Raw genomic sequence first — 22,385 nt, forward strand, 5'->3', positions numbered from 1 at the left:
CACCGAGCCAGGACGGGGGACGCATGGTGGCTACGGGAGCTTGACGAGCAGCCCGCCGCGGTGCGCGTCGAACGCGACCATGGTCGCCATGCCGAACGCGTCGCCGTCGAGCTCGAGGTCCTGGGCCTCGTCGACCCGCACGGTCAGGGCCTCAGCACGCAGGTTCGTCACGGTGTTCCCACCCCGGCCCTCGGTGAAACGGATCATCCGTCGCCCCACGGCAGTCCGCCGCAGGACCCGGTTCTCCCACGTCACCTTCCGCCACACGAGCAGCCAGCCGAAGGCACCCTTCGGTTGCAGCACCGCGACGTCGAGGAACCCGTCGTCGAGTTCGGCGTCCGGCATGAGCTGCACCCCGCCCTGCAGCGTGCCGCAGTTCCCGACGAGCACCGAGCTCACGGTCGCCGCATGCTGACGGTGCCCGCGCAACTGGTAGTGGATGCGGAACGGCGCGGCCGTGGCGATCGAGCGGAGACCGGACTCGACGTAGGCGAGCCAGCCGAGCGACTTCTTGAGGTCGGGGTTCGCCGTGGCGATCATCATCGCGTCGATGCCCATGCCGGCCATCACGACGAACGCGTGCTCCTCCTCCGACCCGTCGGCGCGGGTGATCATGGCGACGCCGATGTCGATCGCGCGCGTGTCGCCCGTGAACGCCGTCCCGATCGCGGCCAGCTGGTCGCCGAGCGGCAGCTTCAGGTTCCTCGCGAGCAGGTTGCCGGTGCCCGAGGGGATGAGGGTCAGGGGCACACCGCTCCCGCGAAGGCCTTCGGCGACGGCCCGCACGGTCCCGTCGCCGCCGGCCACGAGCACCACTTGAGCACCGTCGAGGACCGCGCGCCGCGCCTGACCGACACCGGGGTCGTCGACACTCGTCTCGTACAGGTGCGGAGCCGCCCATCCCGCCTCCTGCGACCGTGCCTCCAACGCGCTCCGCAGCCTCGTGGCGTCGACCTTCACCGGGTTGTACACGAGCGCGGCGTGCGGGGGAGTCGGCATGGCCCAACGGTACTGTCCCGGGGCCTCGTCACCGACCTCGATCGCTAGACTTGCCGGGTGATCGATCCCGTACTCCTCCGCGAACAGCCAGAAGTCCTCCGAGCGTCGCAGCAGAAGCGAGGGTCCTCCGTCGACCTCGTCGACCAGGCGATCGACGCCGACACCGCACGCCGCGCCGCGATCACCGGGTTCGAGGAACTCCGTGCCGAGCAGAACGCGTTCGGCAAGCAGGTCGCCAAGGCCCCCAAGGAGGAGAAGGCCGCCCTCGTCGCCCAGGCGCAGCAGCTCGCCGCCCGCGTCAAGGAGGCCCAGCAGGTCGCGACGGAGGCCGAGGCCTACTTCGCCGACGTCGCCGGTCGCATCCAGAACCCGGTGCTCGACGGCGTGCCCGCCGGCGGCGAAGCCGACTTCATCACGCTCCGCGAGGTCGGTGAACGCCCCTCCTTCGACTTCACCCCGCGCGACCACCTCGAGCTCGGCGAACTCCTCGGCGCCATCGACATGCAGCGCGGCACCAAGGTCAGCGGCTCGCGCTTCTACTTCCTCCGCGGCATCGGCGCCCGCCTCGAGATCGCCCTCATGAACCTCGCGCTCGACCGCGCGATCGAGGCCGGCTTCGTCCCGCTCATCACGCCGACGCTCGTGCGCCCCGAGATCATGAAGGGCACCGGCTTCCTCGGTGAGCACGCCGACGAGGTCTACCAGATCGCCGGCGAAGACCTCTTCCTCACCGGTACGAGCGAGGTGGCGCTCGCCGGGTACCACTCCGACGAGATCCTCGACCTCGAGCAGGGCGCGCTCCGCTACGCCGGCTGGTCGACCTGCTACCGCAAGGAGGCCGGGTCCTACGGGCGCGACACCCGCGGCATCATCCGGGTGCACCAGTTCAACAAGCTCGAGATGTTCGTCTACACCAAGCCGGAGGACGCCGCCGCCGAGCACGAGCGCCTGCTGTCGTACCAGGAGGCGATGCTGCAGTCGCTCGGCCTCAGCTACCGGGTCATCGACACGGCCGCCGGCGACCTCGGGTCGAGCGCGGCACGCAAGTTCGACGTCGAGGCCTGGGTGCCGACGCAGGACTCCTACCGCGAGCTCACCAGCACCTCGAACTGCACCACCTACCAGGCGCGTCGCCTCGACACCCGGTACCGCACGGAGTCGGGCAAGACCACGCCGGTCGCGACGCTCAACGGAACGCTCGCGACCACCCGCTGGATCGTCGCGATCCTCGAGACGCACCAGCAGGAGGACGGCAGCGTCGTCATCCCCGAGGTGCTGCGTCCGTATCTGGGCGGCATCGAGGTCGCGAGGCCGATCCGATGACGGACGAGACGACCACCACCGCGACCCCGTTGCTCATCGCCCTCGACATCGACGGCACCGTGCTGCACGAGGACGGTTCGCTCAGCCTGTCGGTCGCTGACGAGGTGCGCCGCGTGGTCTCGCTCGGCCACATCGTCACATTGGCCACCGGTCGCAGCTGGGAGAGCACGCGCCCGGTGCTCGAGGAGCTCGAGCTGACGCCGCAGTACGTCGTCTGCGCGAACGGTGCGCTCATCATGAAGCGCGACGAGTCGAAGCCCGACTCCTACGAGCGCTTCTTCATGGAGACCTTCGACCCGACCGAGGTCCTCGGGCTCATCCAGCCGCACCTCTCCGAGGGCAGCTACATGGTCGAGTACCCCGACGGCTTCCGCAAGTACACGGTCGGCATGGAGGACTGGAACCTCGAGAACGCGATCGAGGTGCCGTTCGAGGAGCTCGTGACGAGCCCCGTCACGCGCGTCGTCGTCGTCTCACCGAGTCATGACGAGGAGGAGTTCCTCCGCATCGTCGACAAGATCGGGCTCAGCCAGGTGAGCTACGCGATCGGCTGGACGGCGTGGCTCGACATCGCGCCGAAGGGCGTCAACAAGGCGACCGCGCTGGAGCGTGTCCGGGAGTGGCTGGGGCTCGAGCGCTCGCAGATGGTCGCCGTCGGCGACGGCCGCAACGACGTCGACATGCTCGGCTGGGCGGCCGCCGGAGGACGCGGTGTCGCCATGGGCCAGGCGCCCGAGGAGGTCCTCGCAGTCGCGTCGGAGGTCACCGGCACGGTCACCGACGACGGTCTCTCTCAGCTCCTGAGGAGCATTTCGGGTTAGCATCGTCCAAAGCTCCGTGCCGATTCGCCGTTTCCGGTGGGCACGGGGCGTCGGTGCGCGCCTGCTCCAGGGGTCACCGGACGACTCGCCGCAGCCCGGTCTCCTGGGTTCCGGCCACCCCTGTTCCTGAGACGAGAGCGAGATCCATGACCCGCAACGCCGACGCGTCCAAACCGCGCGCCGCCGTCCGTCACGGCAGACTCCGCAAGTCGAACCCGTTCGTCACCGTCGCGAAGATCGTCGCCGCGACGGCCGCCGTCGTTGGCGTGAGCGGCATCGCGGTCGCCGGCGTGGCAGCCCTCGGCCTCGCCAACAGCGTCAAGCCCGTCGCCCACCTCGACAACGAGACGCCGGGTGCTCCGCCGCCCAACATCGGGGCGATCGAGGGCGGCGTCAACCTGCTCCTCGTCGGCAGCGACTCGGGCGACGGCAACCAGGCGTACGGCGAGCGAGACGAGAACCTCAACGACGTCACGATCCTCATGCACATCTCGGCAGACCACTCGAGCGCGACCGTGGTCAGCTTCCCGCGCGACATGTACGTGCAGATCGGCGACTGCGCCGACGGCGGCAACGGTCGCGACAAGATGAACACCGCCCTCATGTACGGCGGGGCCGACGGCGGGCTCGCCTGCGCGGTCTCCACGGTCGAGGGCATCACCGGCCTCTCCATCCCGTTCGCCGCGCAGATCGGCTTCGACGGCGTCATCTCGATGTCGAACGCGGTCGGCGGCGTGCCGGTGTGTGTCACCGAACCCCTCAACGACGCCTGGAGCGGCATCAACCTCGACGTCGGCACCCACGACCTCTCGGGCGCGTCCGCCCTCGCATTCCTCCGCTCACGTCACGGCGTCGGCGACGGCAGCGACCTCTCTCGCATCTCGAACCAGCAGGTGTTCCTCTCCTCGCTCGTCCGTACGCTGAAGAGCAGCGACACGCTCTCCGACCCGATCAAGCTCTACTCGATCGCCCGTGCCGCGCTGAAGAACGTGACGCTGTCGAGCAGCCTGAACAACATCGACACGATGGTGTCGATCGCCGCAGCGCTCAAGGACATCCCGCTCGACCGGGTCGCGTTCGTCCAGACGCCGACGGCCACGGTCGAGGGCGGGGTCGAGGCGACGTCCGATGCCGACGTCCTGTGGACGGCGCTGCAGAGCGACCAGGCCGTCGCCCTGTCCGCCACCGGCAAGTACGTCGTGACCGACCCGAACGCGCCGGTCACGCCAGACCCGGCGACGACCGACGCGGCGGCCGACCCCGCTGCGACGGCGGACCCGGCAGCGCCCGCGGACCCGTCCGCTGCCGGCCCTGTCGCCCTGCCCGACACGATCACGGGCCAGAACGCCGCGCAGAACACCTGCACGGCCGGTCGTCCGGAGGAAGACCAGTAGTCTCCGCGTGATCGGATGGGGCCGCTTCGCCGCTGGTCCCATCCGATACACTCGATCCTGGTCGTCAGCTGCGTCATCGCGGGCGATCGACCATCAGGAGGGCTGTCCGAGCGGCCGATGGAGCCAGTCTTGAAAACTGGTGGGCAGAAATGTCTCGTGGGTTCGAATCCCACGCCCTCCGCACTCCTTTCACCGCCCCGAGAGGCTCCCGCACCTCGGAGCCCAGGGCCCCGGGCTGTGCGCTTCACATGAACCCGTGGTTGAATCGACGAATGCCCCCGCATTCGACCGACATCGACGAGCCCGCCGGCGACGCCCCGGCTCGCCGAACGGCAGCTCGTGGGCCTCGCCCGAAGAAGCTCGCGACCATCGCCCGCCACGGACGACTCAAGCGCTCGAACCCGATCACGACCGGCCTGAAGATCGTCGCCTCGACGCTCGCGGTCGCGTTGGTCAGCGGTGGCATCGTCGCCGGCATCGCCCTCTGGGACGTCGCCGCGACCGTGAAGCCCGGCGTCGCGCTCGTCGACTCGCAGGGTGAGGCGGTCACCGACCTGCCCGCGATCGGGGCGTATCCGGGTGGTGTCAACCTCCTGATCGTCGGCAGCGACTCGCGCGCCGGTCAGGACCCCGTCTTCGGTGATGCCGAGGAGGAGACGGGCAACCTCAACGACGTCACGATGCTCGTGCACATCTCCGAGGACCACAGCAACGCGACCGTCGTCAGCTTCCCGCGCGACATGTTCGTCCCCATCCCGTCCTGTCCCGACCCGTCCGGCGGCTCGTTCGACTCGATGAGCCGGCAGAAGATCAACACCTCGCTCAGCTACGGCGGACTCGCCTGCACGGCGCTGACGGTGTCGCAGCTCACCGGCCTCGAGATCCCGTTCGCCGCAGAGGTCCAGTTCAGTGGCGTGATGGCCATGTCGACCGCGCTCGGCGGGGTGACGGTGTGCGTCGCCGACCCGATCGAGGACGAGTACACGAACACCTTCCTCTCAGCCGGTGAACACACGCTCGAGGGGTACGAGGCATTGCAGTTCCTCCGCACCAGACATGGTGTCGGCGACGGCAGCGACCTCAGTCGCATTAGCAACCAGCAGGTGTTCCTGTCGGCGATGATGCAGCAGGTGAAGAGCGCCGAGACGCTGACCAACCCTGGGATCCTCTACTCCCTGGCCAAAGCGGCGGCGAAGAACATGCAGCTGTCCGACAGCCTGACGAGCCTCGACACGATGATCGCGATCGCCATGACGCTCCGTGAGGTCGACCTCGCGAACATCGCGTTCGTGCAGTATCCGAACGCGGCCGTCGAGGGTGGGGTCGAGCCGATCGACGATGCGGCGGCCGCGCTGTTCGAGGCGCTCGGCAACGACCAGCCCATCCAGCTCTCGGGCGCGACCGGCGCGGGTGCGGTGGCGAACCCGACCGACCCGACCGCGGTCGATCCCGCCGAGGGTGCGGATGCCGGTGGCGATCCTGCGGCGACGGCCCCGCCTGCCGATGCGACCGACCCCTCCGCCGGTGGTGCAGTGGTCCTTCCGTCGTCCGTGACGGGTCAGACCGCCGACCAGCGCACCTGCTCCCGCGGTCGTACCCTCGACGACCAGTAGGCGTCCCGGTCCCGCTCCGACGCCGGTCTTTCAGCGAGCGCAGAAGTGGCCGCCCCGGTCCCTGTCCTCCGACAGACTCAGGAACCAGAGTCCCGGTCACTGAGCTTGTCGAAGTGTCGAAGGGCGTCTCGAACCCGGGGATTCGTCACCACGCCCATCTCCGGTTATGCTGGTCGTCGTGCGTCCGCTTGCGAGCGCACATGGAGACGTCGCATAGTTCGGCCTAGTGCACCACCCTGCTAAGGTGGAGTCCCCGTAAGGGGACCGCGGGTTCAAATCCCGCCGTCTCCGCACTGGATCTCAGCTCGAAACCCTCGGTTCGCCGGGGGTTTCTGCGTTGCAAGACGCTTGGCGGAATCGCCAGCGCGGTGCGCTGACGTCACCGCGTCCCGCACGCGTGAGCGCGCCCCTCCGGAGACCCGCGCCCGCGTCTGTGACCCGCGCTCACGTCAGCGCACCGCGCTGGGGAGTCCACCAGGTGTCGGGCGGGGTGGTCAGGCGGAGCGACGGAGCTCGCCGTGGTGGCGGAGTTCGCGGAGGATGCCGAACGAGCCGGCGTAGTGCTCTTCGGTGAGCGTGTTGAGCGCGGCGAGCGTCCCCCGGTCGAGTCCGGATCGGACCGCGATCGACTGCAGCTCACGGCGGGAGATCGGGAAGTCCACGGTCCTGAGGAGGGTCTTGAGGTCGGTGAAGCCCGCTGTCACAGGCGGCTCCACCGTGTCGGGGTAAGGTCTGGCATCCATGTCCACATTGTCGGTAGCACCCCCTGAAAAGGCGACAGTCGGACGCCGTTCTGGCGCAAGAGGGCGCTAGCCTGACGTGAAATGATGCGAGGGAGCGGCACCGTGCCCGACGACCGCGACACCGGGACGCCGGCCCCGACGGGCCTCGCGTCCGCAGCCGTCGAGTTGCTGCGCGTCCCGCTCAGTGGCTTCGTGGCGGAGCGCAAACGCCTGGCCGTCGCAGCGCGCGACGACGGGGACGACGAGCTGGCGACGGCGATCCTCGCGCTCCGAAAACCGTCGGTCGCCGCCTGGGCGCTCAACGTGCTGACGGCGCACCACCCGGACCTGCTCCGCGAGCTGGAACTGCTCGGCTCAGCGCTCGGCGACGCTCAACGCTCCGGCGACGCCACAGCGCTCCGCACGCTCGGCACCGAACGTCGCTCGCTGATCGCGACGCTCGTCACCGCCACTGTCGAGGCCGCCGCGGCAGAGGGGGCGTCCCTCTCCGGAGCGGTGATCGAGACCGTCCGCCAGAGCCTGCAGGCGGCGAGTGCCGACGCCGACCTCGCCGCGCAGGTGTCCTCCGGTCGACTGACCGACGCCCCGACCTCGAGCGGAGCGGGCTGGGGTGGTGTCGTCGGCGGGATCGGTTCCCCCGGTAGGCGCTCCACCGCCGACGGGTCCGTTGGGACGCGGGGCGACGGAGACGGCGACCATTCCAGCGAAGACGACGACCGACGCCGACGCCTTCGGGCCCGGCTGGAGGCGGCCGAGCGCGACGAGGAGGCAGCGTCCAGTGCGAGTGAGGAGGCGACCGCCTTCCTGGACGAGTCGGCGGTCCGGCGATCGGGACTGCAGCGTGACCGCGAGGACCTCGCGCGGCGGCTCGAGGAGCTCGACGCGGACATCGCCGACGCCGATCTCGAGTGGGCCCGACGCCAACGAGAGGCTGACCGGGCGCAGCGTGCGAGCGACGCCGCACACGAGGACGTCGAGCGTCTGCGGAGCGCGCTCGAGGACTGAGTCACCGAGCTGATCGAGTCACCGCGGTGCCGAAGCCCCGCCGCGACCGATCGCCGCTCGAATGTTCCGGCGCACGCACCATGCGGCACGCGCCTAGACTCACCGTGTGGGTGAAGTGCGACAACCGGAAGCATCGCGGCGGCGACGGACACAGCAGCTGGAAGCGGAGCGTTTCGAAGGCATGCCGATCCTCGCTGACGTCCCGCAGCACGATCGGCTGAGCCTCGTCGCCCCCGATCTCGCGTGCACGATCTGCACCGCGACCCTCGAGCTCGGCGACCGCGTGTTGCGCTGCCCCGCCGGTCACAGCTTCGACATCGCCCGGCAGGGGTACGCCTCGCTCGTCGTCGGCGGTCGGACGCCGAAGACCGGCGACACGCAGGAGATGGTCGCGGCCCGCGCAGCGTTCCTCGAGGCCGAGCACTACGAGCCGATCGCGGACCACGTCGCCACGACCCTGCCGCTCGCGCGCTTCCTCCCGGACGGCTCGGTCGACGACGACAGCGCCCCGCTCGTCGTGGACATCGCCGGCGGGACCGGCTACTACCTCGGCCGGATCCTCGACGCCCGACCGGCCTGGCGCGGGTTCGGGTTCGACCTGTCGCCGCTCGCAGCACGTCGCGCAGCGCGTGCGCACGGACGAGCGGCAGCCGCCACGGCCGACGCCTGGGCACCCTTCCCGCTCCGGACCGCCTCGGTCGACCACCTGCTGAGCATCTTCGGCCCACGCAACGGTCCCGAGATGCGTCGGGTGCTCCGCCCGGACGGCCTGCTCACCGTCGTGACGCCGCAACCCGGTCACCTGGCCGAGCTGCGCGATCGGCTCGGCATGATCGGGATCGCCGAGCGCAAGGACGCCCGACTGGACGCGCAGCTCGACGGGTTCGAGCTCCGCTCCCGCGACACGCTCGACTACGCCGTCCAGTTGATGCCGGAAGAGGTGCGCGACGAGGTCCGCATGGGGCCGAGCGCCCACCACCTCGACGACGACGTCTTCGAGCAGGCGATCGCCGACCTGCCCGGATACACGGCGGTCACGGTCGCCGTGACCCTCAGCGTCTTCACGCGCGCCTGACGTCGGCCGGCCCGCCCCGGCACCGCGGGACCGGCGTCGGGGCGTCGGTGGTGCGTCGATACGATGGAGGGCACTCATCGAAAGGCGCTCATGACGATCACCGCTGCCGCAGACGGCTCCGCCCTCGGCAACCCCGGACCCGCCGGCTGGGCCTGGTATGTCGACGACGATTGCTGGGCAGCCGGGGGATGGCCGCACGGCACGAACAACATGGGCGAGCTGCGCGCCGTCCTCGAGCTGTTCCGCGCCACCGAGCACCTCGACGAGGACCTGCACATCCTCTGCGACAGCAAGTACGTCATCGACTCGATCACGAAGTGGATGCCGGGCTGGAAGAAGAAGGGCTGGAAGAAGGGCGACGGCAAGCCCGTCATGAACCTCGAGCTCATGCAGGAGATCGACGCCGCCATCGCCGGGCGGCGCTACCGGTTCGAGTGGGTGAAGGGGCACGTCGGTCACCGACTCAACGAGGCCGCCGACATCCGCGCGCGGACGGCCGCCGAGGCGTTCCAGCGCAAGACGCCGGTGCCGGAGGGACCAGGGTGGACCGGCGCCGGAGCTGCGGTGACCCCGTCGACCCCCGAGGCCGACGCCGTCGCTGACACCGCCACAGAGACGACCGAGCCGGAGCTGTTCGCCGACCTCGAGGTGGAGGAAGAGCGCACCGCCCCCGTCTTCGACGCGGAGGACGACGGCGCGCTGTTCTCACTCGACGTCGAGCCGACGTGGCACCAGCTCACCCTCGACCTCACGTCCGACGAGCACGAGCGCCTGGTCCGTCGCGCCCGCGAGGCCGGCACGAGCGTCCAGGAGTTCCTCCGCGGCCTCATCTGACGTCGCTTCCGAGTTCACAACTCAGGACGAGCGCGGCGTTTCCCGCGTGACACGCTGCGGCAGAGGGGCGCCGCGCCGAGCGCATCCTGAATTGCGAACCGGACGGGGCGCGCGCAGGGGCAGGCGACCCGGTCAGCGGGCGGCGGACTCCGGCGCGTCGTCGTCCTCGGGCACGGCGAAGCCGTAGCTGGCGTCCACGAGGATCGGCAGGTGGTCCGAGATACCGCGGCGGAGCGTCTGCACCCGGTCGATCTTGAGGCCCACGGACGTCGCGAAGTCGAAGTGCCCACGGAACATCTTGTAGCGGGTGTAGGTGCTGCGGTCACTGAGGCTCAGGTCGTAGCCGCTCTCCTGCATCTTGGTGCCGAGGCCCTTCTGGAAGAGCGGGTAGTTGTAGTCGCCGACCATGAGCGTCGGGACGTCGCCCATCGCGTGCAGCTGCTCGTGCGCGGCCTTGATCTGGTGCCGACGCAGGGAGTTGAGCGCGGTGAGCGGGGCCGCGTGGAACGAGGCGACGATGAGTTCGCGCCCGGCCTCGACGTCGGTGAGGCGAGTGCCGATGAGCCGCTCGTGCGCCGGCGCGAGCACCATGTCGTGCAGCGACTTCTTCAGCGCGAACGTCTGCGTCGACTCGGCGGTGAACCGGTCGCGGCGGTAGTAGATCGCGAGGCCGAGCCGGTTGCGGTGGGTGCTGTCGGCGAGGTGCAGGCCGCCGAGCTCGGCGGGCAGCTGCAGGGTGTCGGCCTCCTGCAACGCGAGGACGTCCGGGCCGAACTCTTCGGTGAGTGCGACGAGCTCGCCGCTGGCCTTGTTCTTGCGGAGGTTGTAGCTGATGACCTTCATCCCAGCCTCACATTCTGTTGGCAGAGCCCAAGCCTACGGTCCTTCCCGTCGCCCGGTGCTCTGGAGGGGTCCGGACGACGGTGCGTCGCCGGATGCCGACGGTCAGCTCGACGAGTCGACGACCGTGAGCCGTTGGGTGGCACGGGTGAGCGCGACGTACCGGAGTGACAGGGCCGCGTGGCCTGTCCCGCCCAGCGCGTCGGGCTGCACGAGGACGACGCTGTCGAACTCGAGGCCCTTGCTCTCACGCGCGGTGCCGGTCCACACCCGCGCGCGATCGGCTCCGGCGTCGGCGAGGAGGGTGTCGATCTCCGCCAGGAGCGCGCGGGGTGCGATGACGCCCGCGATACCGGCGTGTGCGGTGATCGCGTCGACGGCGGCGCGGACCGCCGTCGGGGCCAGCGCGGCGGGTTCGACCGTGAGCTGCACGGGCTCCTCCTCGCCGCGTCGGATCGACACGGGCGCCGGGGAGTCCGGGTCGAGTTCGAGCCGGACGGGATCGGCGAGCGCCATGATCTGCTCGGGCGTCCGGTAGTTGACGGTGAGCAGCTCCTCGGTCCAGCGCGGGAGCTGGGGGCCGAGCAGCTCCTGCCAGCTGGAGCGGGTGGCGGAGGTGCTCTGCTGGTTGATGTCGCCGACGAGCGTCATCGAGCGGTTGGGGCCGCGTCGCAGGACGGCCCGCAGCAGCATGGGGGTGAGCTCCTGCGCCTCGTCGATGATGACGTGCCCGTAGACCCAGGTGCGGTCGCTCGCGGCGCGTTCCGCGGGGCTGCGGTCGTCCTCCACGGTCTGGCGGTCGGCGAGGTCCTGGGCGGAACGGAGGTAGTCGTCGTCCTGGGCCTCGTCGTCGATGCTGATGTCACCGATCATCTCGAGCACACTGCGCGCGTACTCGACGTCGTGCCGGCGCTCGTAGGCGGCGCGGCGCTGGCGTTCCAGCTCGGGGCGCTGGTCCTCGCCGATGAGCTCGGCGGCCTCGTCGACGAGGGCGATGTCGCCGGGCGTGAGCCGGGCCGCCCAGTCGGTCTCACCTGCGCCGTCCGTTCCGGCGAAGGGTTCGCGGAGCAGGAGGCGACGCTCCTCCTCGGTGTGGTCGGGCGCGACGCGAGCGAGCAGCTCGGGATCGGTGAAGAGGCGGTCGATGATCTCGGCCGGTTCGAGGATCGGCCACATCGTGTCGAGCAGCTCCTCGACCTCGGGCTCCTCGCTCAGCTCCTGTCGACGCTCGTCGGCGTCCTCGCCAGTGCGGGGCTCGAAGCCGTCGCGCTTCGCCTCGAGCCCGATGAGGTGCGTCAGCACGGCGCGGTCGAACCGCAGCTTCGCCTCGTTGTGCGGCGTGCCCGAGCGCTCGATGCCGGCCTTGATCCGGCGCAGGACGCCCGGCGTGACGCGGAGCGGGCCGTCACCGGCGATGCGGATCGTGACCGGCTCGTCGAGCGGCACCTGGCGCTCGCGGACGGCCCGGGCGACGACGTCGGCCATGCGCAGCCGGCCCTTGAGCTCGGCGGCCTCGAGCGAGTCCTCCGCGTGTGCGTCGAGTCCCGGCACGAGGGTCGCCGGTGTGACGAGGACGACGGCGGTCTCGCCGAGGGACGGCAGCACACGGCTGATGTAGTCGAGGAAGGTCGAGTTCGGTCCGACGATGAGCACGACGCTGCGCATGAGTCGCTCGCGGTGCTCGTAGAGGAGGTACGCGGCACGGTGGAGGGCGACGGCGGTCTTCCCGGTGCCCGGACCGCCCTGGACGAGGAGCGTGCCGGGGAGGGGTGCCCGGATGATCGCGTCCTGCTCGGCCTGGATGGTGTCGACGATGTCCGCCATGTGCTTGGTCCGGGCGCGACCGAGGGCCGCCAGCAGCGCACCGGACTCGCCGATGCCGCTCGGCTCGTCCTCGCTGAGCATGGTCGTGTCGAGGACCTCGTCGTGCACCTCCGTGACGCGGCGACCGGCCGTACCGATGCGGCGGCGCAGGCGGAGGCCTTCGGGGCGGAGTGGTGTCGCGGTGTAGAACGGGCGCGAGGCCGGTGCGCGCCAGTCCAACAGGAGTTGGTCGCCGCTCTCCGGGTCGCGCAGGCCGATGCGCCCGATGTGGTGCCGTTCGTCGGTCTCGCGTTCGAGGAGGCCGAAGAGGAGTCCGTAGCTGGACGAACGCAGCTCGACCATCCGCTGGCGGTGGTGGGCGACCAGGGCGTCGCGTTCCGAGAAGCTCGAGTCGTCGTCGCCGTCGAAGGCGCGGAGGGCGAGTTCGGAGCGTCGTTCCTCGAGGTCCGACTGCGACCGGATCACGTCGTGCAGCCGATCGAGATGGTCCTGTTCCTCGGCGATCGCGTCGTTCTGCACGGTGCTCCTTCTGGGTGTGGCGCGGTCCGTGTTCCGGGTTCACTGCGAGGACCGCACGAATACGGTAGTCGCTTTCCGGGCCCCTCACCGCCCTTGAGCGTGAGCTCTCAGAGAGCTGGAGGCTGCCGTCGGGGCGAGGGGTCGGGCACCGAGCGCGGGCTGGTCGATAGGCTGGCGGGCATGAGCACACCGGACGGATCGAAGCCGCAGCCCCTTGCGCCGCAGCAGGCGCACTCGCAGCAGTCGGTTCCGCCGCAGCCGTACCCGCAACAGCAGCTCCAGCAGTACGGGGTGCAGCCGTACGCCCAGCAGGCGCCCTACCCGCAGCAGCAGCCCTACCCGCAGCAGTACGGCATGCAACCGTACGCGCAGCCGTATGCGCCCGTATACCCCGCGCCCTACCCCTACCCGGCGTCGCCGCCGAAGGGGCTCAGCATCTCCAGCATGGTCATCGGCCTGGTGTCGCTGTTCTTCGGGTTCACCTTCGTGCTCCCGGTCGTCGGATTCGTCCTCGGCCTCATGGGGCTCCGCCGTGAGCCCGCCGGTCGCGCGATGGCCATCACGGGCGTCGTGCTCAACGGGCTGTTCCTGCTCGTCTGGGCGGCACTCGTGCTGCTCTGGGTGTTCGTCATCGGCGGTCTGCTCGCCGGCGTCGGCGGCGCGGCCTCCACGGGCATCGCCGCTTAGCCGCCGGTCAGCCGCCGAGCCATCGGTCAGCCGGCCGGGACGACCGTGCTGACCATCGATAGCACTACGGCACCGTCGACCTCTTCGCGTTCCAGCCAGACGGCGATACTCGAGAACTCGCTCAGCGACGCCGCGTGGGTGCCGCCGCAGGCGATGACCGCCGGGCCGCCCGGCAACTCGCAGTGCCAGCTGCGCCGATCGGTGAGCAGCTCGCCCTCGCGATCGATCCGGACGGCGGCGCCGCTGTCCAACCAGCCGTCGAGCGTGTTCCGTATGCGCGACGCCAGCGCGTCGAGGTCGTCGAGGGCGGCCGGGTCGAACCCCTTCCGCCGGAGCGACTTGCCGATGCGGTAACGATCGGTCGACGCGTTCGGAGCGATCCGCGACGACTCGCAGGCGAGGGCGTCGAAATCGGGGGCCCCGAGGGCGTCGGGGACGACCTCCTTGCGCCAGGCGTCGGCGAGCGCGGCGTTCAGGGCGAGTGATGCGAGGTGGCAACCGGTGTGTCCGGCGGAGAGCGCGTGTCGGGTGGACGCGTCCACCTCGACGCGGGCCGTCTCGCCCTCGACGGCGCTCGGGGTCGCCTCGGCGGAGACCAGGTGGGCGACGAGGAAGGCCCACCCCTCGGTGCCCTTCTTCACGGGGATGTCGGCGCCGAGGTACAACTGAGTGCCGTCGGTCGCGGCGACGACGCAGTCGGTCACGGCGACCTCCACGGCACTCGTGCCCGCACCGAAGGTGATGGTCGCCGTGTCGGCGGGCTGGTCGGGCCACGCGGCGTCGACCGGGTGGCAGGCCGTCTCGTCGAGCACGACGGCGAGGTGGTCGCCGACGGGTTCGACGTGCAGCACCGTGCCCGTCGAAACGAGGGCTCCGGAGGGATAGGTGACGCGCGTGTCCGTGACGGGGAGGCTCATGTCCCCACGCTATCGCGACCGGCCCGGGCGCCCGTCGGCGGCTGTCAACCCCGGGAGACCGTGGAGGATCACGTCGTAGAGTCCGAGGACACGGAGCGCGACGCGTTCCGCGGAGAGGAGTGCATCATGACGGATCAGCAGAACCAGCGTTCAAGCGACGACCTCGCGACCGGTGCGGCCGGAGCGGACCAGGAAGCTTGGGAGGGTGCCGACATCGACACCGCAGAGCTCGTGAGCTCCGACCAGACGACCGCCGGACCGGGCTCGGACGGGTCGAGTCAGACCGTCGACGGCACCGGCTCGGAAGACGCGGCTCCCGATGAGGAGCAGGCGACCGAGGAGGCCGTCGAGACGCCGGAGCCCTCGACCGAACTCGACGCGCCGCTGGCCGAGGGTGACGGTGGCGACGCCGACGGCTCGACCGATCACCAGCCCGACTCCGGGCCGGCCTCCGAGGCCACCGACGACGCCCGCGAGGTCTACGACACCGCACCCGACTGAGTCGGGCATCACGCGACCGACGGGCCGTCCTCCGTTCCATTCGGAGGACGGCCCGTCGTGCGCTGAGGGCGTCGTCGTCCTCGGGTGGGAGGGCGGCTCAGATCGGCAGGAGCGACCAGACCACCGCGAGGGCGATCAGGCCCGCGACGCCTGCGATCGCCAGCGCATTGAGCAGACGGTGCTCGACCATGATGGCGACGTACTCGCGGAGGAACGCGCTCGGCACGTAGTAGGCGGCCGTCGGGGAGCCGATCACCTGCGCGTCGCTCCCGATCGAACGTGCGAGGAGCGCCGCGCGGAGGACGTGGTAGTTGTTCGTCACCACGATCGTCTCGCCGTCCCGTCCGGCCGACTGCTGCAGGTCCCGGGAGAGCAACAGGTTCTCGCGCGTGTTCGTGGACGTGGTCTCGGGGAGCACGTCGGACGGGTCCGCGCCGTTCGCGACGAGGTACTCGGCCATGGCCGTCCCCTCCGGGCGTGGTTCGTCGTCGCCCTGGCCGCCGGATGGGATCAGGATCGGTCGCGTCCTCCCCGGTGACGTGGCCCGATAGATGCGGAGGGCCAGGTCCAGGCGACTGCGCAGCAACGGCGGGACCTCGCCGTGGATGAGGCCGGAACCGAGGACGACGAGGGCGTCGGGCGTGCGCGTGTGGCGGTAGCGGCTGTAGACGAGCGAGTACACGCCGAAGGCCGCGAACGTCGCCGCCGCGTAGAAGCACGCGAACCCGAGCAGGAGACCCAGCGCGACGAGGATGATCGTCAGCCACGAGGGTAGGGACTGCGGGTGCGCTCCGAGGACCAGCAGCACGGCCAGCACGGGCAGGATGAGGATCGCGACCCCGGCGAACAGCGAGAGCAGGTTGCCCAGGCTGCGTCCTTCGAGGCGGAGCATCGTGATGCCGTTGCCGATGAGGAGGACCCCGAGCACGCCCACCAGCAGGACCGTGCCGAACGCGGCGAGGAGCACGGTGAACGGCGTCGTGCGTGAGGCCTCCGAGAGGAGCGCCACCAGTCCGCAGGCGATCGCGGAGACCAGGAAGACCCCGTTGCGCAGGCGGCGGGCGTCGTGGCGTCGACTCACGACGTAGAGCACCGCGAAGATGGCGGCCGGGAACAACATGATCATGCCCTCATCCTGCCCGACCGATCTTCCGGTACCGGTCGTTCGGCTGGGGCGTGCGGGCAGCGCGTCCGGGGTGCTATGACCGCGGCGGCTTCGGCGTCATCGCCTTGAGTGTCGCCTCCTCGGCGTCGATCGCCGCCAGGACCGCGGCGACCGCCGGTTCCTGGTAGCGACCCTCGGCGCGCGCCGAGAGGAGCGCCTCGCGTTCCGCCGCGATCATCTGGCGGCGGAGTCGGGCGAACGCGACCGTGCGAAGCTCCGAGCCGTCACCCGTGTACTGCTCGAGGGCATTGGCCACGAAGCTCGCATTGGTCCGCAGACGGTTGAGCACCTGCTCCTCGTCCGCCTCGGTCGTCAGCTCGTCGAGGCGGTCCAAGCCGGCCGTCTGGACCTCCGCCATGAGCATCAGTTGCTCGACGCGCTCCTGGCTGTGGTTCGGCGGCGGGAGGTGCAGCGCGCGGATGATCCGGGGGAGCGCGAGCCCCGACAGGAGCGTGCCGACCACGACGACGAACGCCAGGAACTGCAGGAACTCGCGCGACGGGGTGTCCTCGGGCAGCAGGAACACGGCCGCCAGGGTCACCACGCCACGGACGCCGGCTGCGGAGACGGCGATCCCGTTGCCCCACGACCAGCTCCGCTCACGGAGCCGTCTCGGCCCGAGCCGGTAGATCGCCGTGACCGTCATCTCCCACACGAACCGCGAGACGATGAGCGCCGCGAGGACCCCGATGCTGATGAACACGGTCGGCCAGAGCCCCGGACCGGTCTGGATCGCCCCCTCGAGGATGCCGGCCAGGTTGAGCCCGATGAACAGGAAGACGGCGTTCTCGAGGAGGAACTGGATGGTGCGCCAGTTGAGCGACTCGGCGATGCGCGCCTCGGCCGACTGCACGATGGGTGCCCGGTAGCCGAGCAGTAGCCCGGCGGTGACGACCGCGAGCACACCCGAACCGTGGATCGCCTGCGCCAGGAGGAATGCGAGGAACGGGGTGATGAGGGAGAGGCAGGTGTCGAGGACTGGGGCGCGCAGGCGTCGGCGGACCTCGGACAGCACCCAGCCGACCGCGAGACCGACGCCGACGCCGGCGACGACCTCGATGACGAACTCGCCGGCGATCATGACCGGGTTGACGACGCTCGTGATGGCGAGGATCGAGGCGTTGAGTGCCACGAGTGCGGTGGCGTCGTTGAGCAGACTCTCGCCCTCGAGGATCGTCAGCACACGGCGGGGGAGCCCGAGTCGTCCGGCGATCGCGCTCACGGCGACGGCGTCGGTCGGCGCGATGACCGCCGCGAACGCGAACGCCGCCGCGAGGGTGATCGACGGGATGAGGAGCCAGCTGGCGAACCCGACCGACACGACGGTGAACGCGACCGCACCCACCGAGAGCAGGATGATGCCGTCGTTACGGGCACGGATGTCGATGAGGGAGATCCGGATCGCCGACGCGAACAACAGCGGCGGCAACAGGCCGTAGAGGATCAGGTCGGGTTCGATCTCGACGGTCGGAACGGCGGGGATGAACGACGCGACGCCGCCGACGAGCACCAGGGCCACCGGGGCGGAGACACCCGCTCGGCCGGACAGGCCCGACACGATGACGGTGACGACGACGAACACGACGATCCACGAGATGAGCGCGACGGGATCCATGTGGGGATTCTCCCACCTGGGAGGCCGTGGTCGTCCGTACGATCGTCCGAACTCCGGAGTGGCCGTGATCGGCACCGGTTCCGCACGCACGACGCCCCCGCACGGTCGGCCGTGCGGGGGCGTCGGGTGGAACGGTGAGGCGGCTCAGCCGCGGCGGTTGGCCGCGCTGCTGGAGCCGCGCTGCTCCGCACCGGTCTCGCGGGTGCGGAGACCGAAGCGGTAGGTGAGCTTCTCGGTGGAGTGACCGCGGCCGTGGACGGCGGTGCCCGCTGAACGGTTGGAGGACGCTGGGGTCCGAGTCTGAGTGATGGACATGGTGGTTCTCGATTCTGGTGTTACGGATGATGGATGGGCCGGTTCCAGAGGGGGAATGCGATGACGATCGGTGCAGGTCGCATGGACGGAGCGACGAGACCGTCCGGTATGCAGCTGCGCCGAGATTCGGCTGCGCTGGTCGGCTGGGGCCGTCCGGTGGATCGTTCTTCGCCGCTCTGGAGGGCGGCTGGTGGTGTCGTGTCGGGAGCATCGGCGTATCCGTGGAGGTGTGGACTCTGCACACGGAAGCCGGTTGTGACATCGGCACTCGAGGAACGAACGTACGCGACCAAGCTGAGAGCAACCTGGGAATGCCCGGCGTCCGTGCTTGCGCGGGTCGATGCCCGAGGTCAGACCCGAGCATCGACCGGCGGTGTCGCAGAGCTTCGGGCCACCGCACCTAGGGGAGGGGTGGCCGTATCTCCCGCGCACCCGAAGGGATATCGGGCTCGGGAGGCCGGAGGGTGATCGCGGGGGACGATCGGTTACCGGTGGAGGTGCTGGAAGAACTCCAACACAATATATATTAACAGCTCAGCGTTGCGTGTTGCTGTGGTATTCCTGGGAGTGCTCAGTCCGTCGCGAGGAGGTGCAGGATCCGCGCAGTCTCGGCCGCGACCGCACTGCGACCGGCCCGCACGTAGGTGCGGGGGTCGACGAGCTTCGGCTGCTCGTCGAGGACGTCGCGCACCGCCCGGGTGAACAAGCCGTTGAGGTGCGTCGAGAGGTTGATCTTCGTCATCCCGGAACGGACCGCCGCGCGGAGTTCGTCGTCGGGGAGCCCGGAGGAGCCGTGCAGCACGAGCGGGACGGGCACCTCGCGTCGGAGCTGCGCGATCAGCGCGTGGTCGACCGCGGCCTCTCGGCTCGTCATCGCGTGCGAGGTGCCGACGGCCACGGCCAGGGCGTCGACGCCGGTCGCTGCGACGAACGCGACGGCCTCCGACGGCACCGTGCGCGCACCCGGAGCGTGCACGCCGTCCTTCCCGCCGACCTCGCCGAGTTCGGCTTCGACGGCCACACCGCGCGCGTGGCAGAAGTCCACGATCTCCTTCGTCGCGCGGACGTTCTCGTCGTACGGCAGGGTCGAGGCGTCGAACATCACGCTGTCCACGCCGAGCTCGACGCCCTCGCGCACGAGCTCGGCCGACTCCACGTGGTCGAGGTGGACGAGGACCGGGACCGTCGCTGCGCGGGCGATGGCCAGCGAGGCGAGTGTGATGGGGGCGAGCGACCCGTGGTACCGCACGCAGTTCTCGCTGATCTGCAGGATGACCGGCAGCCCGGCCTCCTCGGCGCCGGCGACGATCGCCTCGGCGTGCTCGAGGAGGACCACGTTGCACGCCGCGATGCCGGCGTTCGAGGCCGAGGCGTTGGCGAGGAGCGCGGTGAAGTCGAGGGCGGTGGTCATTCGGTTGCTCCAATGGGGTCGGATGCGGCGGGTGCGTCGAGGAATCGGTGGAAGGCGGCGAGGTCGATCGCGCCGGCGATCGGTTCGAGCACGGCCGCCGCGCCTGCCGCCGCCGCCGTGCGGAGTGCCTCGGGACGTGTGGCTCCCGCGCGGAGTGCTGCGACCAGGCCGGCCGTGGCGGCATCGCCGGCACCGGTCGGGTTGCCGCTCACCCCGGGGACGGCCGGGACCTCGTGGGCGCCATCGGCGTCGCCGGCGGTGAGGCCGTCGGCCCCACGGGAGATGACGACCGCGCGGGCGCCGAGCGCGAGGAGTGCCGCGCGAGCCGATGCGAGGTCGGCGGCGCCCGTCGCCTCGAGGGCCTCGTCGAGGTTGGGTTTGAGGATCGTCGCACCGGCGCGGGCCGCGGCGAGGAGCGCCGTGCCGCTGACGTCGACGATCACGGGGACGCCGGCGTCGTGCCCGGTTCGGACGAGGGCTTCGACGACGGCGTCGGGCGTGGCCGGCGGGAGCGAGCCCGAGATGACGAGTGCGCTCGCGTCGTGGAGTGCGCGTCGGAGCTCGGTCGTCAGGGTGGCCCACTCCTCGGGTGTCACGACCGGACCGGCTTCGGCGAAGAGGGTCGGATGGTGGATGCCGTCGACGACCGCGACCGTCGAGCGTGTCTCGGCGCGGAGCTCCACGACCCGGGTGGGGAGGTCGTCGGCCGCGAGGGCGTCCGCGAGCCAGGTGCCGGAGGCGCCACCGAGGGGGAGCACCTGCAGGGTCGGGACGTCGAGTGTCTCGAGGACGCGAGCGACGTTCACGCCCTTCCCGCCGGCACGCCGCACGACGGACTGGACGCGTTGCGTGACCCCGAGCTGCTGCTCGGCGACCGTGTAGGTGATGTCCACAGCCGGGTTCGGCGTGACGACCACGACGCGACGCGGCGCGGGCGTGGTCGTCATCGGGCTGCCACCAGTCGGCGCGCGAGGATCCCCGCACCGACCGTGGCCGCCTCGTCGCCGTGACGAGCGGGCAGGAGCTGCGGGACACGGACGACGTCGAGCCGCTCGCGGAGTCCGTGCTCGAGCGGTTCGAAGAGGGCGGCTCCGGCGAGGGCGAGCCCACCGCCGATCACGATGGCGGTGGGTGCGGCGACGACGGTGATGCCGGCGAGGGCCTCGGCGAGTGCATCGACGGCGTCGTTCCAGATGGCGATCGCGGCGGCGTCACCACTGGCGACGGCGTCGGCGACGGTCTTCGCGTCGCGGGCGCCCGCACGTCGTGCGATGCCGCCCGCTGAGGCGAGTTCCTCGACCCGGAGCCCACGATGCGGGCCGTCCTGGATCACGCGCTGGCCGATCTCGCCGGCCCAGCCGCCGCCGGCGAAGGGGACGCCGTCGATGACGAGCGCCGAGGCCAGACCGGTTCCGACCGGTACGAACGCGATCGTGCCCGTGACGTCGGCTGCAGCGCCCGAGACCGCTTCCGCCAGCGCCCCGGCGCGGACGTCCTGCCCGAAGGCCAGCGGGACGTCGAGCGCGGGACGGAGGAGCTCGGGGAAGGCGAGGTCGCGCCAACCGAGGTTGACCGCGTGGATGCAGACGCCGTGCTCCTCGTCGACGACGCCGGGCACGACCACCCCGACGGCCGCTGGGGCCGCGACGCGGCTCGCGGCGGCGACGAGTCCGAGGACGATGTCGCGAGTCAGGACACCCGAGGTGTCGCCCGAAGGCGTCGCCTCGCGCCAGCGCCCGAGGACCGTGCCGTCGGCATCCGTCAGTGCGGCTTTGATCCCGGTCCCGCCGACATCGATGCCGAGGACCGCCCGCTCGGTCACGGCGTCAGGATGACGGAGCGCGTGAGCGAACGGGGGTGGTCAGCATCGAGGCCGCGGGCCTCAGCCAACGCGACCGCGAAGCGCTGGGCGACGACGAGCCCGGCGATGGGGTCGAGGTCGTGCTGCACGAAGGTCGCTCCGGTGGCCGCGACGTCCTCCGGCAGGCCGGCGGGTGTCGGGCCGAGGGACCAGACGAGTCGGCCGGGCTGCGCGATCGCGATAGGACCGTGGCGGTAGTCCATGGCGGGGTAGGACTCCGCCCAGAATTGTGCCGCCTCCCGGGTCTTGAGCGCGGCCTCGAAGGTGAGGCCCACGGCGTGCCCGAGTCCGATGAAGGAGACCTGGTCGGCGGCGAGGTACTCGTCGATCGGGATCTGCAGCGCCCGCTCGGCTTCCACGGCGAGTGCCTCGACGTCGTGTCCGAGCGAGCCGCGGAGGAGCGCGAGCGTCGTGGTGGCGAAGCGGGTCTGGACCACGGAACGCTCGTCGGCGAAGGGGAGGGCGATGACGTGTGCCGCCGGAACGGTCGCGGGGGAGTCGTCGACCGCGGTGATGAGGACGGTGGTGACCGAGTCGCCCACCGCCTCCAGCAGGTGCACGATCTCCGTGGTCGTGCCGGAGCGTGAGATGGCGACGATGCGGTCGTAGTCGCGGACGCCGGGGAACTCCGAGCCCGCGAACGCGTCCGTGATGCCGAGCCCCGCCTGTTCGCGCAGCACGGCGTAGCTCATCGCGATGAACCAGCTGGTGCCGCACCCGACCACCGCGACGCGCTCACCTGGCTGCGGCAGTACGGCGGCGGCCTCCGGCACGAGGGCGGCGGCGGTGCGCCAGGATTCGGGCTGCGACGCCAGTTCGGCGGCGACGAAGGTCTCGGGCATGACGTGCCTTTCACGTGAGGGGACGCGATCGCAGCGTGGCGATGCGTTGCCGCAACCATACCGGATCGAATCTGATCGATA

Annotated in this window: 21 protein-coding genes and 2 tRNA genes; 11 read left to right on the top strand and 12 right to left on the bottom strand. The window is 70.6% G+C overall.

Translation table 11 applies throughout. The features are described from left to right. Positions 1–30 precede the first annotated feature (30 nt). The gene (locus tag IFU11_RS12745; RefSeq protein ID WP_079706466.1) at positions 31–999 is read right to left on the bottom strand and encodes a diacylglycerol/lipid kinase family protein; all 969 of its coding nucleotides are present in this window, start codon (positions 997–999) and stop codon (positions 31–33) included. Between the two features lie 57 nt (positions 1,000–1,056). On the opposite strand from IFU11_RS12745, the gene serS reads away from it, so the two are divergent. The 6 genes from serS to IFU11_RS12775 all read left to right on the top strand — a co-directional run bounded on the left by serS (position 1,057) and on the right by IFU11_RS12775 (position 6,441). Continuing rightward, a complete protein-coding gene (serS, locus tag IFU11_RS12750; RefSeq protein WP_137244123.1) occupies positions 1,057–2,322 on the top strand; it encodes a serine--tRNA ligase in 1,266 nt (421 codons plus the stop codon). Further along, on the top strand, positions 2,319–3,143 hold the full coding sequence (locus IFU11_RS12755; protein WP_086475291.1) for an HAD family hydrolase: 825 nt from the start codon (positions 2,319–2,321) through the stop codon (positions 3,141–3,143). Before serS ends, IFU11_RS12755 begins: the two co-directional genes overlap by 4 nt. Before the next feature lie 146 nt (positions 3,144–3,289). Continuing rightward, complete coding sequence (locus tag IFU11_RS12760; RefSeq protein ID WP_192019161.1) at positions 3,290–4,537, top strand: LCP family protein; 1,248 nt, start codon at positions 3,290–3,292, stop codon at positions 4,535–4,537. Positions 4,538–4,633: 96 nt separating this feature from the next. Beyond that, a tRNA-Ser gene (locus IFU11_RS12765) sits at positions 4,634–4,718 on the top strand. A gap of 91 nt (positions 4,719–4,809) precedes the next feature. Then, positions 4,810–6,150: an LCP family protein gene (locus IFU11_RS12770; protein WP_192019162.1), complete on the top strand. Its 1,341-nt coding sequence runs from the start codon at positions 4,810–4,812 to the stop codon at positions 6,148–6,150. 202 nt (positions 6,151–6,352) lie between these two features. After that, positions 6,353–6,441 (top strand) — tRNA-Ser (locus IFU11_RS12775). A gap of 203 nt (positions 6,442–6,644) precedes the next feature. Here the strand turns inward: IFU11_RS12775 and IFU11_RS12780 are convergent. Beyond that, positions 6,645–6,893, bottom strand: a complete 249-nt coding sequence (locus IFU11_RS12780) for a DUF2795 domain-containing protein (protein ID WP_192019163.1) — start codon at positions 6,891–6,893, stop codon at positions 6,645–6,647. Between the two features lie 102 nt (positions 6,894–6,995). Between IFU11_RS12780 and IFU11_RS12785 the strand changes: the two genes are divergently transcribed. From IFU11_RS12785 to IFU11_RS12795, 3 genes are all read left to right on the top strand, one after another. Beyond that, positions 6,996–7,898, top strand: a complete 903-nt coding sequence (locus tag IFU11_RS12785; RefSeq protein ID WP_192019164.1) for a hypothetical protein — start codon at positions 6,996–6,998, stop codon at positions 7,896–7,898. A 181-nt stretch (positions 7,899–8,079) separates the two neighbouring features. Then, positions 8,080–8,973, top strand: a complete 894-nt coding sequence (locus IFU11_RS12790; RefSeq protein ID WP_192019165.1) for a putative RNA methyltransferase — start codon at positions 8,080–8,082, stop codon at positions 8,971–8,973. A 90-nt stretch (positions 8,974–9,063) separates the two neighbouring features. Further along, positions 9,064–9,807, top strand: coding sequence for an RNase H family protein (locus IFU11_RS12795; protein ID WP_192019166.1), 744 nt, complete (start codon positions 9,064–9,066; stop codon positions 9,805–9,807). A 132-nt stretch (positions 9,808–9,939) separates the two neighbouring features. Here the strand turns inward: IFU11_RS12795 and IFU11_RS12800 are convergent, their stop codons facing one another. Next, the gene (locus IFU11_RS12800) at positions 9,940–10,650 is read right to left on the bottom strand and encodes an endonuclease/exonuclease/phosphatase family protein (RefSeq protein WP_079706474.1); all 711 of its coding nucleotides are present in this window, start codon (positions 10,648–10,650) and stop codon (positions 9,940–9,942) included. A 102-nt stretch (positions 10,651–10,752) separates the two neighbouring features. Further along, the gene (locus IFU11_RS12805) at positions 10,753–12,990 is read right to left on the bottom strand and encodes a HelD family protein (RefSeq protein WP_192019167.1); all 2,238 of its coding nucleotides are present in this window, start codon (positions 12,988–12,990) and stop codon (positions 10,753–10,755) included. A 180-nt stretch (positions 12,991–13,170) separates the two neighbouring features. Here IFU11_RS12805 and IFU11_RS12810 point away from each other — a divergent pair, with 180 nt between their 5' ends. Further along, on the top strand, positions 13,171–13,677 hold the full coding sequence (locus tag IFU11_RS12810) for a DUF4190 domain-containing protein (protein ID WP_192019168.1): 507 nt from the start codon (positions 13,171–13,173) through the stop codon (positions 13,675–13,677). A gap of 26 nt (positions 13,678–13,703) precedes the next feature. On the opposite strand, the gene IFU11_RS12815 is transcribed toward IFU11_RS12810, so the two are convergent. Beyond that, positions 13,704–14,594, bottom strand: coding sequence for a metal-dependent hydrolase (locus IFU11_RS12815; protein WP_192019169.1), 891 nt, complete (start codon positions 14,592–14,594; stop codon positions 13,704–13,706). 126 nt (positions 14,595–14,720) lie between these two features. Between IFU11_RS12815 and IFU11_RS12820 the strand changes: the two genes are divergently transcribed. Continuing rightward, complete coding sequence (locus IFU11_RS12820) at positions 14,721–15,095, top strand: hypothetical protein (protein WP_192019170.1); 375 nt, start codon at positions 14,721–14,723, stop codon at positions 15,093–15,095. A 97-nt stretch (positions 15,096–15,192) separates the two neighbouring features. Here IFU11_RS12820 and IFU11_RS12825 read toward each other — a convergent pair whose 3' ends face one another. From IFU11_RS12825 to IFU11_RS12855, 7 genes are all read right to left on the bottom strand, one after another. After that, complete coding sequence (locus tag IFU11_RS12825; protein ID WP_192019171.1) at positions 15,193–16,221, bottom strand: YdcF family protein; 1,029 nt, start codon at positions 16,219–16,221, stop codon at positions 15,193–15,195. 73 nt (positions 16,222–16,294) lie between these two features. After that, positions 16,295–17,875, bottom strand: coding sequence for a cation:proton antiporter (locus IFU11_RS12830; RefSeq protein WP_064296856.1), 1,581 nt, complete (start codon positions 17,873–17,875; stop codon positions 16,295–16,297). 144 nt (positions 17,876–18,019) lie between these two features. Then, positions 18,020–18,190, bottom strand: a complete 171-nt coding sequence (locus IFU11_RS12835) for a hypothetical protein (protein ID WP_153303529.1) — start codon at positions 18,188–18,190, stop codon at positions 18,020–18,022. 571 nt (positions 18,191–18,761) lie between these two features. Then, on the bottom strand, positions 18,762–19,601 hold the full coding sequence (locus tag IFU11_RS12840; protein WP_192019172.1) for a class II fructose-bisphosphate aldolase: 840 nt from the start codon (positions 19,599–19,601) through the stop codon (positions 18,762–18,764). Next, positions 19,598–20,548: a 1-phosphofructokinase family hexose kinase gene (locus tag IFU11_RS12845; RefSeq protein ID WP_192019173.1), complete on the bottom strand. Its 951-nt coding sequence runs from the start codon at positions 20,546–20,548 to the stop codon at positions 19,598–19,600. The genes IFU11_RS12840 and IFU11_RS12845 overlap by 4 nt, the downstream gene beginning before the upstream one ends. Further along, positions 20,545–21,423 (bottom strand): ROK family protein, encoded by an 879-nt coding sequence (locus IFU11_RS12850; RefSeq protein WP_192019174.1) that lies wholly within the window; start codon positions 21,421–21,423, stop codon positions 20,545–20,547. The genes IFU11_RS12845 and IFU11_RS12850 overlap by 4 nt, the downstream gene beginning before the upstream one ends. Continuing rightward, positions 21,420–22,304, bottom strand: a complete 885-nt coding sequence (locus tag IFU11_RS12855) for an SIS domain-containing protein (protein ID WP_192019175.1) — start codon at positions 22,302–22,304, stop codon at positions 21,420–21,422. Before IFU11_RS12855 ends, IFU11_RS12850 begins: the two co-directional genes overlap by 4 nt. Between the last annotated feature and the right edge of the window lie 81 nt (positions 22,305–22,385).

Origin of the sequence: Plantibacter sp. CFBP 8804 (assembly GCF_014841225.1) — a bacterium.
In the GTDB taxonomy this organism is placed as follows: domain Bacteria; phylum Actinomycetota; class Actinomycetes; order Actinomycetales; family Microbacteriaceae; genus Plantibacter; species Plantibacter auratus.